Source organism: Cognatishimia coralii, assembly GCF_037478305.1.
GTDB classification, from domain to species: domain Bacteria; phylum Pseudomonadota; class Alphaproteobacteria; order Rhodobacterales; family Rhodobacteraceae; genus Cognatishimia; species Cognatishimia coralii.
Genome location: NZ_JBBGAZ010000002.1, coordinates 170632 through 184504 on the forward strand (window position 1 = coordinate 170632; position 13873 = coordinate 184504).

Annotated in this window: 14 protein-coding genes; 6 read left to right on the forward strand and 8 right to left on the reverse strand. The window is 53.5% G+C overall.

Going from position 1 to position 13873, the window contains the following annotated elements:
- Positions 1-90 precede the first annotated feature (90 nt).
- From WG622_RS06425 to WG622_RS06440, 4 genes are all read right to left on the reverse strand, one after another.
- Positions 91-1176, reverse strand: a complete 1086-nt coding sequence (locus WG622_RS06425; RefSeq protein ID WP_339402831.1) for a flagellin N-terminal helical domain-containing protein — start codon at positions 1174-1176, stop codon at positions 91-93.
- 13 nt (positions 1177-1189) lie between these two features.
- Entirely contained in the window at positions 1190-2608 is a 1419-nt protein-coding gene (gene flgK / locus WG622_RS06430) for a flagellar hook-associated protein FlgK (RefSeq protein WP_339402832.1), read from the reverse strand.
- Positions 2609-2634: 26 nt separating this feature from the next.
- The gene (locus WG622_RS06435; protein WP_339402833.1) at positions 2635-3936 is read right to left on the reverse strand and encodes a flagellar hook protein FlgE; all 1302 of its coding nucleotides are present in this window, start codon (positions 3934-3936) and stop codon (positions 2635-2637) included.
- A gap of 147 nt (positions 3937-4083) precedes the next feature.
- Positions 4084-5928, reverse strand: coding sequence for a tetratricopeptide repeat protein (locus WG622_RS06440; RefSeq protein ID WP_339402834.1), 1845 nt, complete (start codon positions 5926-5928; stop codon positions 4084-4086).
- A gap of 143 nt (positions 5929-6071) precedes the next feature.
- On the opposite strand from WG622_RS06440, the gene WG622_RS06445 reads away from it, so the two are divergent.
- From WG622_RS06445 to WG622_RS06465, 5 genes are read left to right on the forward strand one after another with little or no spacing between them, the layout of a single operon-like run.
- Positions 6072-6815: a flagellar hook basal-body protein gene (locus WG622_RS06445; protein ID WP_339402835.1), complete on the forward strand. Its 744-nt coding sequence runs from the start codon at positions 6072-6074 to the stop codon at positions 6813-6815.
- A 30-nt stretch (positions 6816-6845) separates the two neighbouring features.
- Positions 6846-7634 (forward strand): flagellar basal-body rod protein FlgG, encoded by a 789-nt coding sequence (gene flgG / locus WG622_RS06450; RefSeq protein WP_209357858.1) that lies wholly within the window; start codon positions 6846-6848, stop codon positions 7632-7634.
- 3 nt (positions 7635-7637) lie between these two features.
- Positions 7638-8309 (forward strand): flagellar basal body P-ring formation chaperone FlgA, encoded by a 672-nt coding sequence (gene flgA / locus WG622_RS06455; protein WP_339402836.1) that lies wholly within the window; start codon positions 7638-7640, stop codon positions 8307-8309.
- Positions 8306-9091, forward strand: coding sequence for a flagellar basal body L-ring protein FlgH (gene flgH, locus WG622_RS06460; protein WP_339402837.1), 786 nt, complete (start codon positions 8306-8308; stop codon positions 9089-9091). Before flgA ends, flgH begins: the two co-directional genes overlap by 4 nt.
- A 9-nt stretch (positions 9092-9100) precedes the next feature.
- Entirely contained in the window at positions 9101-9607 is a 507-nt protein-coding gene (locus WG622_RS06465; protein ID WP_339402838.1) for a flagellar biosynthesis protein FlgH, read from the forward strand.
- Positions 9608-9610: 3 nt separating this feature from the next.
- Here WG622_RS06465 and WG622_RS06470 read toward each other — a convergent pair whose 3' ends face one another.
- The 4 genes from WG622_RS06470 to WG622_RS06485 form a co-directional block, all read right to left on the reverse strand.
- Positions 9611-10276: a flagellar hook assembly protein FlgD gene (locus WG622_RS06470; protein ID WP_209357855.1), complete on the reverse strand. Its 666-nt coding sequence runs from the start codon at positions 10274-10276 to the stop codon at positions 9611-9613.
- Positions 10277-10290: 14 nt separating this feature from the next.
- Positions 10291-11520: a flagellar hook-length control protein FliK gene (locus WG622_RS06475; RefSeq protein WP_339402839.1), complete on the reverse strand. Its 1230-nt coding sequence runs from the start codon at positions 11518-11520 to the stop codon at positions 10291-10293.
- A gap of 215 nt (positions 11521-11735) precedes the next feature.
- The gene (locus tag WG622_RS06480) at positions 11736-12047 is read right to left on the reverse strand and encodes a hypothetical protein (protein ID WP_339402840.1); all 312 of its coding nucleotides are present in this window, start codon (positions 12045-12047) and stop codon (positions 11736-11738) included.
- 463 nt (positions 12048-12510) lie between these two features.
- Positions 12511-13050, reverse strand: a complete 540-nt coding sequence (locus WG622_RS06485; RefSeq protein ID WP_339402841.1) for a winged helix-turn-helix domain-containing protein — start codon at positions 13048-13050, stop codon at positions 12511-12513.
- Between the two features lie 419 nt (positions 13051-13469).
- Here WG622_RS06485 and WG622_RS06490 point away from each other — a divergent pair, with 419 nt between their 5' ends.
- Complete coding sequence (locus WG622_RS06490; RefSeq protein ID WP_339402842.1) at positions 13470-13766, forward strand: hypothetical protein; 297 nt, start codon at positions 13470-13472, stop codon at positions 13764-13766.
- Positions 13767-13873 lie beyond the last annotated feature (107 nt).

The following is a 13873-nucleotide window of genomic DNA, read 5'->3' on the forward strand; positions in this document are numbered from 1 at the left end:
CGCCCTCAAAAATAGACAAAAAAGACCCCCGCATCCTTCTGGAGCGGGGGTTTTAACTTGAGCACATCCAAGACGGGCTCGAGGGATCTGTTATCTCATGTAATTGAGGATACTCAGTTGACCGAGGCGCGCGGTCACGCTGTAGCTGGCTTGTAATTGAGCTTCCAGTGATGCGATCTGAGCTGACACTTCATAGGCGTCGACATTCTCCAGGCGCGCGACTTGCAAGCGCTGGATGATGGAAACATCCTCAAGTCGCTGCGTCGCTGTTTCCACGACCTCTTGCTGGAAACCAACGTCGGTGGTGATCTTCAAAATGCCTTCAGAGGCGGCTGCCAAAGAGTCGACGGCCTCTTGCATCCAGGCTTGATAAGTCGCTTCATCGGAAACCTGCGATACATCCACACTCGCCAGCATCGCCAGACCTCGAAGCGCTTCGCGGAACGCAGGATCATTGGCTTGAACGCCGTAATCCAGCTCTTGATCCGAGTCCAAACGGGCGGTTACGCGCGCGTTTGGGTTGCCTCCGCCATCAAGCAGGGGCGTACCGCCGTAGAACGTCGCCTCGTAGTTCATGTTGGGGTTGGCGGCATAGCTTGAGTCAAACACCGCCTGAATATCGGCAATCATTGTGCCCGCTGTTGCGGCGTCTGGCGGTCCAGCGCCTACGATGGAATTGATGACCCCTTCGGGTGAAAAGCCTGTGTCTGGGTTGACGTCTTCCCACCGTGTCATAGGTGCATAGCGGCTTGCGATCCCCGCAAAAATCATGTCGCCATTGAAGCTTTGGTTCAACGACCCAACGACTGATTCAATGGCAGCGCGCGCTTCGGCTTGCAAGGCCTCTGCCCCGGTATTCGGGCGAGTCAAGTTCAGCAAGGACAGTTCAAGAACACTGCTCACCGTCTCGCGAATGCTGTTCGTGGCCGCCAATGTTGTTTCGAGCTTGCTCGCCAAAACATTGTTAGCTGTCACAAAAGATTGCGTCGTGGTTTCCGTGACCCTCATTTGCAACGCAGAGGCGGACCGAGGTCCAAGTTCCTTGAACAAGTTCGCGTGGCGGCCCGTCCCCAGTTCCTTGGTCGCCTCTTGCAGCTTGACCGTCGCGGAATTGACGTTCGCGCGCATGAAATAGTTCATTTGGTAGGAGGAGACCCGAGAGTTAAAAAGTGTCAACGATCACCCTCCCTCAAACAATGGACAACAATGTGTCGAGCATCTCGCCGATGGTCGACAACATCTGAGAGTTGGCCGCAAAGCTCTGCTCGATCAGCATGAGATTCTGCATTTCTTCGTCGATGCTGACACCTTCGACGTTCTGTCGCGAAGCTGCGACGACTTCAGCCGCCGAACGAGCTGCGTTGTAACTGCTTTCTGCCCGCGCCGTCGTCGTGCCCTGCGCGCTGATCATTTCGGCCGCGTAGTCAGACAAGGACACCGTGCTGTTAATCCCAGTCAACGGATCCGCATTCATCGCCGAATTCATCTCGTTGATGAACAGCTGAACTTGGGTTGCATCCGATACGTTTTCACTTTCCGTAGCGGTTCCGAGACCATCGCGGATCAGCCAGGACGTTCCGGTCGTGGCTCCCTCAACACGGCTGTTGATCTGGATGCGAGATGCGAGTCCCTCAAGGTTCGCTGCGTTGTACCGCCCGCCACTGTCCGTAAACAGGCCTGCATCAGTCGCGCCAAGTGACGTATCTGCGTTTTCGAAGGTGGTGATAAGGCCACGCGCAAATTCATCTAGTTGCAACTGGAACGTCGGGATTGTCTCGTTGCGCAGTGTGGCAAAACCAGAAAGAGTCCCGTGCTCAATGCCGCGGACATTCGGGTTCGTCGGCGTGATCTCTTGGCCACCTGCCCAGAATGTTCCGTCGCCCGCGTTGTAGGAGACGTCATGAACCTGGTCACCCTCCATCAACGCAGCTCCGCCGGTGGTGTAGAGGTTGACCCAACCAGCCGACCCGTAGCTCACCCGTACATCCACCATGCTCGAGATCTCGTCGATGATGGTCTCGACGCGGTCGGAGTATGCTGCGGCCTCAAAGGTATTTTGCTGATACGTGTGAAGTTTCGTATTCAGATCGACCAACTCGTACAGCTTGTCATTCAAGTCGGCGATCTCATAGCGGATTTCCATATCCACATCCGCGCGCACCCCAGCCAAACGGTCGCTGGCATGGTTGAGCGTGGTCACAAGGTTTTCTGCCGCAAGGATGGCCCCAGCCTGAGCGCCGCTGGAGGACGGCATGTTGACCAAGGTCGACATAGACGCGCTGAATTCTGCGTAGGATTCCGCGGGTGAGTTGCCGTCGCCGATTTCACCAAGAAAAATCGAATAGTCGCGCAGGCCTTCGTAGACCGCCTGCTGTTCAGACATCCGAGCGTTTTCGAGCCGTGCCATGCGCGCTAAGGCGGAGTCGACTTCGCGCCGGATCTCGGTCACGTTCGCGCCGCCGCCGATTAGAGTGGAAACGACAACCGCCGACCGCTTGGCGTACCCCTCGGTATTAGAGTTCGCCACGTTATCAGCAGCCACACGCGACAAGGACTGCTGAACGCGAAGTCCAGAAGCCGCTGTGTTCAGTGCGCTGGTGATACTCATCTTAGGCCTTGCCCTACATTAATCTGTTACCGTTTGAGCCGCGTTGTCTCTTCCATCATTTCGTCGACTGTTGTCACAACAGAGGCATTCGTAGAGAACGCACGCTGGAAGCGGATCAGGTCCGTCATTTCTTGTGCGATATCGACATTAGACCCTTCCAATGCACCCGCGTTGATGATGCCTACTCGACCACCAGTCGGTGTAAGCGCTTGGAAAGAGCCGGAATCTACGGTTGTTTGATACGCGTTACCTGCGCGCTCGCCGAGGCCATTGGGGTTGTCAACGACGCCGAGCGGCACTTCAAACAGCGGGCGCCGAGTCCCATTGTCAAAAACACCAAAGATCGTGCCGGCATCGTCAAACTCGGTCCGAACTAACTCACCCAAATTCGACCCATCGCGATCGTAGGATTGACTGAAGTCACCAGAGAACTGCGTCATCCCGGCAAAGCTTCCGATTGCACCGAACGACATTGTCAAAGGCTGCGGCGTCGCACCATTGTTCAAAGTAAGTGACACGACGCCTGTCGAAGCATCCATTGCAAATGCCGCAGGCGCCACTGCTGCGCTGGTGATGTTGGTGTAGCTGCTGGGCGCGCCTGCCGTTGCACCGGAGTCGCTAAAGGTCATATCGAAAGACCCGAGCGTGGTTGAATTGTTGTCGGAGACCGTCACTTCCCAAACATTTGCGGTGCTCGTTGGCTGCCAGCTGATATTTATGCGTTCAATCGCCCCCAAAGGCGTGAAGTATTCGGAAGAGGTGATGAACGGAGCGCCAGGCGTTGTGAGCCCAGTTTCCTGGCTTGGAACATTACCTGACGCGTCGATCGCCGTGGTCGCGTCGGCTGCCAGTGTTACTGTACCAACATTTACAACTTCCATTGATGCAAAAGAGCTTCGGTCTACCCCTAAAAGGTTACCATCACCATCGTAAGGGAAACCATTCAGGTAGTAACCAGCAGCGTTTACCAGATTGCCGTCCGCGTCAGGCAGAAACGACCCTGCCCGCGTCAACAAGAAGTTGCCCTGATTGGTTTCGTTTGGCTGTTCCGTAACAACGAAAAAACCGCGCCCCGAGATCGCCAAATCGGTACTGCTATTGGTCGCGATAAGACCGCCCGCCGCATAAATGGTACTTACTTCTTGGGCGATAACGGACAATACCCCTTTGTCCGAACCCTGCGATGCGGTGGTCGTTACCATTTGAGAGAAGCTACGTTTGTAACCGACAGTATTCGCATTGGCGATGTTTTCGGAGATTCCGCCCACCGCTGTCGAGTTTGCTGACAGGCCGCTCACGCCTGTTTGAAGCGCACTGGTCAATGACATTTTGTCTGCCTCGTTATTCTTTTTAGTCTTTTGATTGCAAGGATAGTTACATGAAACTCCTTTAAGCAGAGTTAAAGAAATTAAAAAATCCTTGTTCTCGGCATATTTATCTATGATTTCTCAAGAACAGATGAGTTATTTTAAGGATTAAAGCCCATTTCCTTGGATATTTTCCAATGCAGAGTTGAGGCGATCCAACCGCCCATTCGCCGCATCCAGCGTGAGAGTCGACACGTCCGGAGGTTGCGACAAGAAGCTCTCTGCCAGTCGCACCCAGTTCTCTGATTCTGTCATGCCCGGGAAGGCTTCGACCACGCGGGTCGCAGTATTTCGATCTCCGGTACGATGCGCGGCAATCAGCAAATATGTGGCGTCGCTGAGGCTGAAACTGCCCGGATACTCCGCCCAAAGGCGGTTGTAGAACTCGTTTGCGCCATCCCATTCCTGCTTTTCCCAAAGCGCATGGCTGACATTGCGCAAATTCTCCGCACTTGGGGACATCACATGGGTACGCAGCAACCCATCTGCGTCGCCCATCTGCGCTGCGATCTTTGCTCGCAGAGTATTGATGTCATTGCGCACCATGATATCAACCGCGCCGTCCAGCGTCGCGAGGGCTTCTTTGGCTTCTTGATACTGTCCGCCAGCAGCATAAGCACGCGCCAGTTTGAGCTTGTTCTGAATCATTTCTTCATCAGATACCCAGTCGGAATTCAGATCCTTCAGGTCCACGCGGAAATCTAAAGCCCGCTGGTATTCCTTGGCTGCCATCGTCGTCCCACCAAGGGTCATGAGATGATCCGCCAGTTCCTCGACAAGCCGTGCGTATTCAGGATGGTATCGATAGGCTGGCACCAATCTGAGGTGGACCGAAAGCCAGCGAGACAGCGGAATTTTGCCGTCAAAACCGTCCTGGTACACCGCACGCAGCGCATCTTTTGACGCGGCCTCGGCGCGCTCTGCGGCTTCGGTACCGGGAAAACGCATTGTGATCTTGCTGAGAAGGATAAGTCCTTCGACCCGCTCATCCGCAGCCGCATAAACTTCGTGCAACTTCTGAAGAGTCGCGATCTCAAACTGATCGCCGCGCCAAGAATCCAGACCGTTTTCAAGCACGTCTTCTGCCGCCATCAAAGCGCCGCGCCCACCATCCATGATCGCCATATCAGCGATCGCAAGCCGCGAGCGCACGGCATAGCGGTCAAATCCCTTGATGCCCTCAAAGTAATGCACAAGCGCTGTCTTTTGATTGTTTTGCTTTTCCGCCGCGCGACCCCTTAAGTAATGCCCCATCGGTGCATCACTGAGGTCGGGGAAGTCTTCGAGCAACTCAAGACTGCGTGCGGCCAGAGTCAGCTGTTCGGTCTCGATCATCGCTTCGATAATGATCGGCAGAACCGAGCGCGCAACCGGCCTCGTCTGGTGGATCAGCCCCAATACACCACCGCTGAGGTTTTCATTGAGCATGACTCCGTCGGCCGTGGCAATCGCCTGCAGCACGGACCAAAACGCGCGGTCCGGTCTGCTGTCTTCGTTCAATGGAGACGCCTCAAAATCGTCGACTGAAGCACCGTTCAAAAGCATCTGGGCATGTTTAAGCGCAGTTTTGCGACGGAGTTGGCCTGGCGAAACCTCTTCCAACTCTCCAAGAACGGATTCCGCTTCGGCGACCATCATCTGTCCAAGGAACAACTCCGCTGTATCCAGAAGCGTGGCCGTCGCTTCGTCGCCATAGCGGACGGACAGCTCATTGATAAGTCCCGTGAGGTTCTCGTAAAATCGCTCTTCGGGCCAGCGGCGAAGGTCCAGATCAAACAACTGCTGAACAGAGGTCTGAGGAGCGGTGATCTCTAACTTCTTAGGCTCTTTGGGCGCAGGCTCAGCTTCTTCAACTTTAGGCTCTTCTTCGCCTGGGTCAGACGCAGAATAGACGCCGGATGCCAAAAGCAGCACCCAGAACGGGATCGTCAGAAGCAGTCGCGCCTTGCCCATCTTTTCTTTCTATTCTTGCTCTTTGCCAAATATAGCTTGTTTTAATCCTTATCTTGATGGATAATTCTTAAAGAAACAATAAACTAATGAGCAGTATAGCACTTTTGTTCTTGCATTAGTGCATGTCGACAAAGGCAACGGGCATGGGAACAACCAGCTATGTGTCCATTTCGCTGGCGACCGCCTTAGAGCGTTCGTTGGATTTGGCAGCGCACAATATGGCAAACGCCTCTACCGCAGGGTACAAGGCGCAGCATCCTTTGCTGGAGGCTGTGGACCCTTCAGGTTCTGGCGACGACACCCAAGCTGTGAGTTTCGTCAAAGACAATGGCATCTATGTTGACCTGTCTCAGGGTGCTTTGGTTCAGACCGGTAACTCTTTGGACATCGCGGTAACGGGACAAGGTTGGCTTGGGTATCTGACAGAAGATGGGCAAACGGCCTATGGTCGTGACGGACGTCTTTCCGTGGATGCAGATGGGCAGCTGGTCAATCTTGCGGGCAACCCCGTTGTGGATGAAGCCGGTGCTCCGATTAACATCCCTCAGGACGTCGCTCATCTGGTGCAGATTGGCCAGGACGGCACGCTCACGGATCAGAATGGTGGCGTTCTAGGCCGCATCGGACTGTTTAATGTTCCAAGCTTTGCGAGCGCATCGCCGCTTGGAAATGGCTTGTTCCTCCCACATCCAAATGCCCCGGCCTCCGCACCGGTTGAGAACGCTCAATTCGCGCAGGGCTTTATCGAGCAAAGCAACGTGAAGCCGGTCGTCGAAATGATCCATCTTATGGACATCCAGCGCGCTTACGAACGCGCGACCCATTTGATGAGCGACGAAAACGAACTGACTAAACAGGCAATCCAGCGTCTGGGCCGTGTGGTCTGAGGCTGGCAATAACATAAGGACAACAAGGCCATGAAAGCTCTCGGAATTGCCGCTACCGGCATGTTGGCGCAGCAGACCAATGTCGACGTGATTGCCAACAACATCGCGAACGCCAACACGACCGGCTTCAAGAGCGGACGCGCCGCCTTTCAGGACCTGATCTACCAAGCCCAGCTTCAAGAAGGCGCGGCGACCTCAACCAACGGCACATCGCGCCCGGTTGGACTGAATGTCGGCCTTGGTGTTCAGGGTGCAGGTGTTGTGCGCCTGAATACACAGGGTGCGCTTGCACAGACGGAAAACCAGTTCGACCTCGCTGTGAATGGCCGTGGCTTCTTTGTCGTGACACGCCCAGACGGCTCTCAAGCCTATACGCGCGCCGGAGCCTTTCAAGTCAGCGCAACAGGTCAATTGGTGACGCTGGATGGGTTCGAAGTCGATCCGGGCATCAACATACCCGACGATGCGCGTTCCGTGGTGATCAGCGGTCAGGGATTGGTGCAAGCCTTCCTCGGCAACGACAATGAGACCACTGACCTCGGCCAGTTGAACCTTGCGACTTTCCTTAACGAAGCAGGAATGAAACCAATCGGTAACAACTTGCTCGAAGAAACCACGGCCTCTGGCGCAGCCACCATTGTCACTCCGGGTGATCCAGGTGTGGGTTTGGTTCAGCAAGGTTATCTGGAAAACGCCAACGTGAATATCGTGGCACAGATCACTGACCTCATTCAGGCTCAACGGGCCTATGAGATGAACTCTCGGTCTATCGAGACTGCGGACCAGATGCTGCAGACAGCAAACCAGATTAAGTCCTAATCGATGAAGCGTGTCGCAACATATCTTCTGGCTCTGACCCTCAGCGTTCTGATGCTACCGAGCGCCTCATGGGCCGCTTTGATCACAGACCTCGTGGCAGAGCGCGCAGAGCAGGAGTTTGGTCCGGCGCTGCCGCCCAGCGGTCAGTTTGTCGTGCATCTGGCGGATGGGCTGCCCAAAGACGGCCAGTACATCCAAGAATTCTGGATCGACAAAGACAGCGGCCAGTTCATCGCCAATGTTGTCACGAATTTCGGAGACGTCACACGCGTTTGGGGCCTTGCGGTTCTGAGCGTCCCCATCCCTGTCGTGAACCGTCGCGTGCAGCCTGACGAGATCCTGCTGCCCCGCGACATCGAAATGATCGATATGGCCTGGGCGCGTGTTCATGCCTTTGCCATCACTGAATACGAGGAACTCGTGGGCATGCAGGTGCGCCGCATGCTTTCGCCCGGACGCCCCGTGCACCACCAGTCAGTGTCGCCCCCGGTCATCGTGTCGCGCGGTGACAGGGTCACGATCGAACTGCAACATGGGCCGCTGCAGCTGACCGCAGCAGGCAAAGCGATCTCTGACGCGCATCTCGGGCAGGAAGTGCGCGTGGTCAATCTTTCAAGCAACAAAACAATAACAGCCATCGCGAAAGGCGATGGGCTTGTGGAGGCACAATTTTGACAGTCCCATCTCTGGCCAAATCCTTTTCCCGTGGACGGTTTGTCGTATCGGCACTGCTGATTTCCGGCATGGCATTGGGTGCCTGCACGCCGAAATTCAAAGAGCATCGCAATCCTCAGTTCAGTGATATGTCCACGGACATCCCCGAAGTTAACCGAATTTCGGTTCCGATGCCTGCGCAAGAACCCATGATGCGTCCAAAACGGGCCGAAGCCAGCAGCCTTTGGCGGCGTGGGACATCCAGCTTCTTTGATGACCAACGCGCGCAAACCGTGGGTGATATCCTAACGGTCGTCATCAATATCTCTGATGATGCCAAACTGGACAACGCGTCTGAACGGTCGCGGTCTTCGACGCAGGACGTCGATACACCAGTATTCTTGGGTTATGGCAGCCAGTTGAACAAAGTGCTTCCGGGCGTTGGCGCCGGCGAAGTGCCTTCCCCGCAGATCATTGATCTGGGCAATACCTCTGCCTCTAAAGGCGAAGGTTCTATTGCGCGGAAAGAAGCCATCAACCTGCGAGTCGCAGCCTTGATCATCAAAGAACTGCCCAATGGAAATTTTGTCATCGCAGGTCGTCAAGAAGTCAAAGTGAACAATGAACTGCGCGAGCTGCGTGTTGCGGGGATTATCCGTCCTCAAGACATCGGCACGTTGAATACAGTCGCCTATGACAAGATTGCCGAGGCCCGCATCACTTATGGTGGACGCGGTCAGATCAGCCAGGTTCAACAACCGCGCTATGGCGAAGATTTCCTAGACGTGATCCTCCCCTACTAGGGGTCTGAAATGAAGAAAATTCTGATCATACTGCTTGGGCCCCTGCTATTGGGGCCCACGGGCTATTTTCTGGGGCAAATGATGGCCCCGGAAGCAGCGCCTCCGCCTGCGGAAATGGCCGACCAAGAGATGCAGATGAAGAAGGAAGAGGCCGGCAAGGTGGCGGCTGCTCCGAAAGAAATCCTGTATAAAATGCCGCTCGGGAAATTCACCGTGCAGGTCATGCAACCCGAGAATGTTTTGCATATCGTGATTGATATGGATGTCTATCTGGCCGGAGCCAGCGAGTTTGAACGCTTGAATGGTGCCGAAGGCCGTGCGCGCCTTCGGGATGGTGCTATTGGCGTCTTGTCAGATATGGCGGAAACCACGTTGTGGGTGAACCCTGGTGAGGAAAACAATCTGGATCGCCTGAAGATGATCGAGGAAATCGTGCGTAAAATGCACCGGGACTTCGACGCCATCCGCACCGCGCGCATAAACGAATTCAGCACAGCGCGTACAAACAGAATGTAGAGATTAGCTTGCGGACAACACCAAGGTAGACTCAACCTGCTGTCCGCTATCCAGGTTGAAGTAATTCACGCCATTGCTGAACAACACTTCTTCCACGCGTGCTTTTCTGAAGGTGCTGGTTTCCAGTTGGTTTCCGTCAATATCCAAAGCCGTGAGGGAAACGAAATACTCACCATCCAAAAGCGCGTTTCCACCTTCGTCCAACCCATCCCAGTTCAAGTTTTGGACTTGGGTAGAGTCAATCGATAGATCTGACAAAGTTCGAATGACCGTGCCGTTTTCATCCAGAATTTGAGCGCTGACGCTGTTGGTTCCTTCAGGAACCCGATAGCTTGCGTCCGTTGTGCCATTGGCCAAAGCAAATTGGCTGGACGGGATGGTCACATCTCGGCCGATCATATCCGCGCCAGATACCGAGACCAGCGATCCGATCTTTGCGCCCAGCTGCTCGAGATTGTCGTTCGTGGCAACCGCCTGTTCAACTTGGCTAAGTTGCGCAAGCTGTGTCACGAACTGCGTGGAATCCATCGGCTCCAATGGATCTTGGTACTGAATTTGAGCGGTTAAAAGCGTCAAGAACCGCTCATAGTCCTCGCTCAACGAAGCGAGAGACGACGTGCTGTTTACGCCTGAAGTATTCAGCAAACTATTGGAGCCAACTGCATCCATGCTTTACGTTCCCGCTAGGTCACCAGATCCAAGTGCGGACCGTCGACAATTGCCTCTGATCCAACTTCGGCCTCTGCAAGTTCTTCTTCGCCCACTATAGCACTATTGTTGGCAAAGCCCGAGTGTTCATTGCTTTGTTCTTGCGAATATTCTTGAAAATCCAAAGATCCGGACGCGTTTTCACCGATAATGGCCGCCAGAAGGTCTCTTTCTTCGCGCAGAGCAGATAGCACCGCGTCGTTTTCAGCGCGGACAACAACAGACAGAGACCCGTCGCTGTTTGTACGCATCTCGACTTCTATGCTGCCCAATCCACGCGGAGACAGTTCGATGCGCGTTGTGCCTTCTTGAATATCAACCTGTCGCACCTGATTGACCAAGACATTCGCGAATTTTGTGGAGATCAGGTTTTCAGGCCGCTGAGCTGGTTGAGGGGCCTGCGGTTGGTCGATTTGTTCAAAAATCGGTTGATCCGCACGGGCACTCAGCGCAAGGGGGGCTTCGCTGGCCTCGAAATCGATCGACTGTACTGAAGATCTTTGCGACTGGATCACTGCGGTGACAATTGTCCGAAACACCGTCGCGCCAGGGGGCGTCAGCGTCTCTCTGACGTTGGGCTCTGGCAAGGTAATCCCGTCGATGTCAGAAACCAGGGAAAGAGATTGAAGAGGGCGAACACCTGCACCGTTGAAAATTTGGGGCTCGCGTCGCGTAGCTGCGACCACTTGAAGATGCGGCGCATCAGGGCTTACGACGGCTGTCTGTTGAGCGGCAAGATGTTGATTTGAAATGATATCCCTTACTAGAATGGATACCTCGACAATCGCCGCAAAGTTTAGAACATCCAGGTCTTCGACTACCAGTTCTTCGGGTGCGAATTGAGACATCAGGTCCGGCAACACATCGATAAGATCGCGCAAGATGTCTTGAATGTCGCGTAATGTCTCGATCAAGGAATGTGGATCGACACCTAAGTCCTGACCTTCGGCGAAAAATGCATGGATATCATCCAACGTAAGGTCGGAAAAATCCAGATCCTCAAGCGCTTTCAAAGATGCAACTGCGTTATTAGCTTTGAGCACTAGGGTCGCCAATTCATTGTTTGGATGAATTTGCGTGTTGGCCAAAAGCTGCTGCCCTTGGATTAACTGCGCGAAACTCGTCGAACCCAGCAACGCGGTCTGTCCCGCGTTCGGAGCACCCCCACCAAGAAGGGAAACCAGCGGATTGATAGCGGTATTCATATTCAAAGTCTTAAAGCCTGCACTACCTCAACAACGCCCGGTTCTGTGCCGGGTCATTTAAGTGCCCTGTCTGAAGACTGAATTTCAGAGTGCACCCTGCCGAAGCTCCTTCGGCAAGGATAAAATCACACAGTTTTAAGGATAAACAAAGATAGACTTGATTAATGAAGGATTAAATCAACAAAAGCTTTAGGTTGTGTTAACCATAAAAAGATCTACTGAATGCGATTGGCCCAGTTTTGAGCGAATTCGCTTAGCGCGACGATAGGATTGCCCAGCTTGTGATCTTCGTCCCGAGGCACGCCGGCAGTCGCTGGCGCATCTGGATGTGCAATGTCCATCAATACCAAACCAAGGATCTGTCCAAGAGTCCCTGCTGACGTCTTTTTGTCGAAGAACCCTTTTGGCTCGACTAGGATCATAGCGCCGTAAGGAACTTCCAGCTCCATCTCTTCTGCCAAGACGTCACCGAGGATGACCCCATCCATCACTTCGGTTGTTTCCATGAACGCATAAGGCCGATCCATTTCAGCGTCCGATTGCAACACAACCAACGGAACACTGATCATGGATGTCAAAAGAGCGACCAAACCTGATGGTTCAGAAGCGCGATCTAGCTCTATGGACCCACCCCATATCTGTGCGAGTAGCGCATCGTAGTCCACTACATATTCCCCCGAATATATTTTATCGCTTGGTCATATCTTAGGACAGCTCTGTTCAAAGTAGAATCGACTCTTTGTAAAATTGTGGTCGAATTTTTGATTGTTAATTTTGAGTCTTCGAACCCGACAACCCGGCGCGGCGAATCGTTAAATGCGGGAGCACCGCCTTTTGCAACTCGCCAAAAACAAGAGAAAGTTAACGTTTTCCCACCACAAGCCCGAGTTATCCACAACCTATAGGCCAGCATTTCCAAGAAACCGCGACATGTAGGTTGAAAATCGACATTTACAATTCTCTTCTTGACAGCACACACAATGGACACTGTCAGATTTGATTTTCCGCTAGTTCGGCCTGCCCAATTTCGTCGATCGACAGAATATAACCAGCCGACCGCACAGTCTGGACAGAGATATTGTCACCAAATGTCGAGGTTAATTTTTTGCGTATCTTTGCAACGTGGACGTCAAATTTTCGGTCGCCATAGTCCCAAGCGCGCCCATCAATCTCTAAGCTCAGGGCATCTCGCGAAACGATTTTGCCGCTATGCTTCATGAGAACGTGCACGATATGCGCTTCGGACTCGGTTAAACCGGCGCGTTCAGAGATATAAGCTTCGTCGCCCCAATGTGTCGCGTCCAAGAACAGATCGTCATTCTCTGAAGAACCGAGCAATCCAATTCTTGCGCGCAGCCGCAAAGCCAATTCCCGCAGGGTATAAGGCACGCGGAGCACATCATCGGCTCCTTGCAAGAATGCATCTTCGACGGAAAGGTCGCCGTCTGACTGTTCAATTGCGATCAGAAATCCTGGGATAGCATCCGCAATTGCTTTGACCGCATCAGCCCGATCTGGAACATCGCCCACGAGAATGACTTGCGGGGACACATCCGTACTTACGTGGTCAAAAAAGGCCTCGACGCTTGAATAAACCTCACAAGATTCACCGCAAATCACAGAAAACATATGCCGCAAGGATAACGCGCGCGCGTTATCCCGATCTAAGACAATCGCATATGTCGGTTTGCCAAGCATTTTTTTTGCCCTCTGCCCCGTCTTTCATAGGGAAGGAATGCCTAAACACGCAACGAGAATTGTGAATTGGTGCGCCGTGAGTCCTACGCAAGGATTTAAATAAACAGTAAGCGCGAGATCTTGGGGTTTTACATCTTTTAACCATTTATTTTTCAAGAACCGCAAACTTTGACCTTATTTTAACCTTGATCAGCCTAAGGTTTCGTCAGGTTGCAGAATGCGCCGGTTAACACTCTGAACGGAGTATCCTCATGGCACAGACTCAGGCGACCTATGCCGGAATGGCGGCTGCACAAGACGCAGTTGCTACCATCGAGAAGCTGCTTTCTTCCCCTGAAACCAACGACTTCATGTTCGACGTCCTCGCCGCGGCCTTTGATATTCTGCACGATATCGAACCCGCCGAGATGCCGATGATGCCAACTTTGGCGCGCGCGGCCAACCGCCCTGCTATCCTTGACTCGCACTATCTGGCGGCCCGTCGCCGGCATCAGTTCTATGTCTTGGAAAATCAGACGGCTGCTCTGGCAGAAGCGCGCATAGGTTGATTTTTGCGCCGGTTGCGCAAGTCACGGGACTCACAACCCACGGTAATGTAAGGGAAAATTCGCACAAATTGTCATGAACAGCGCCTCGCTATTCTTGACAGTACTTG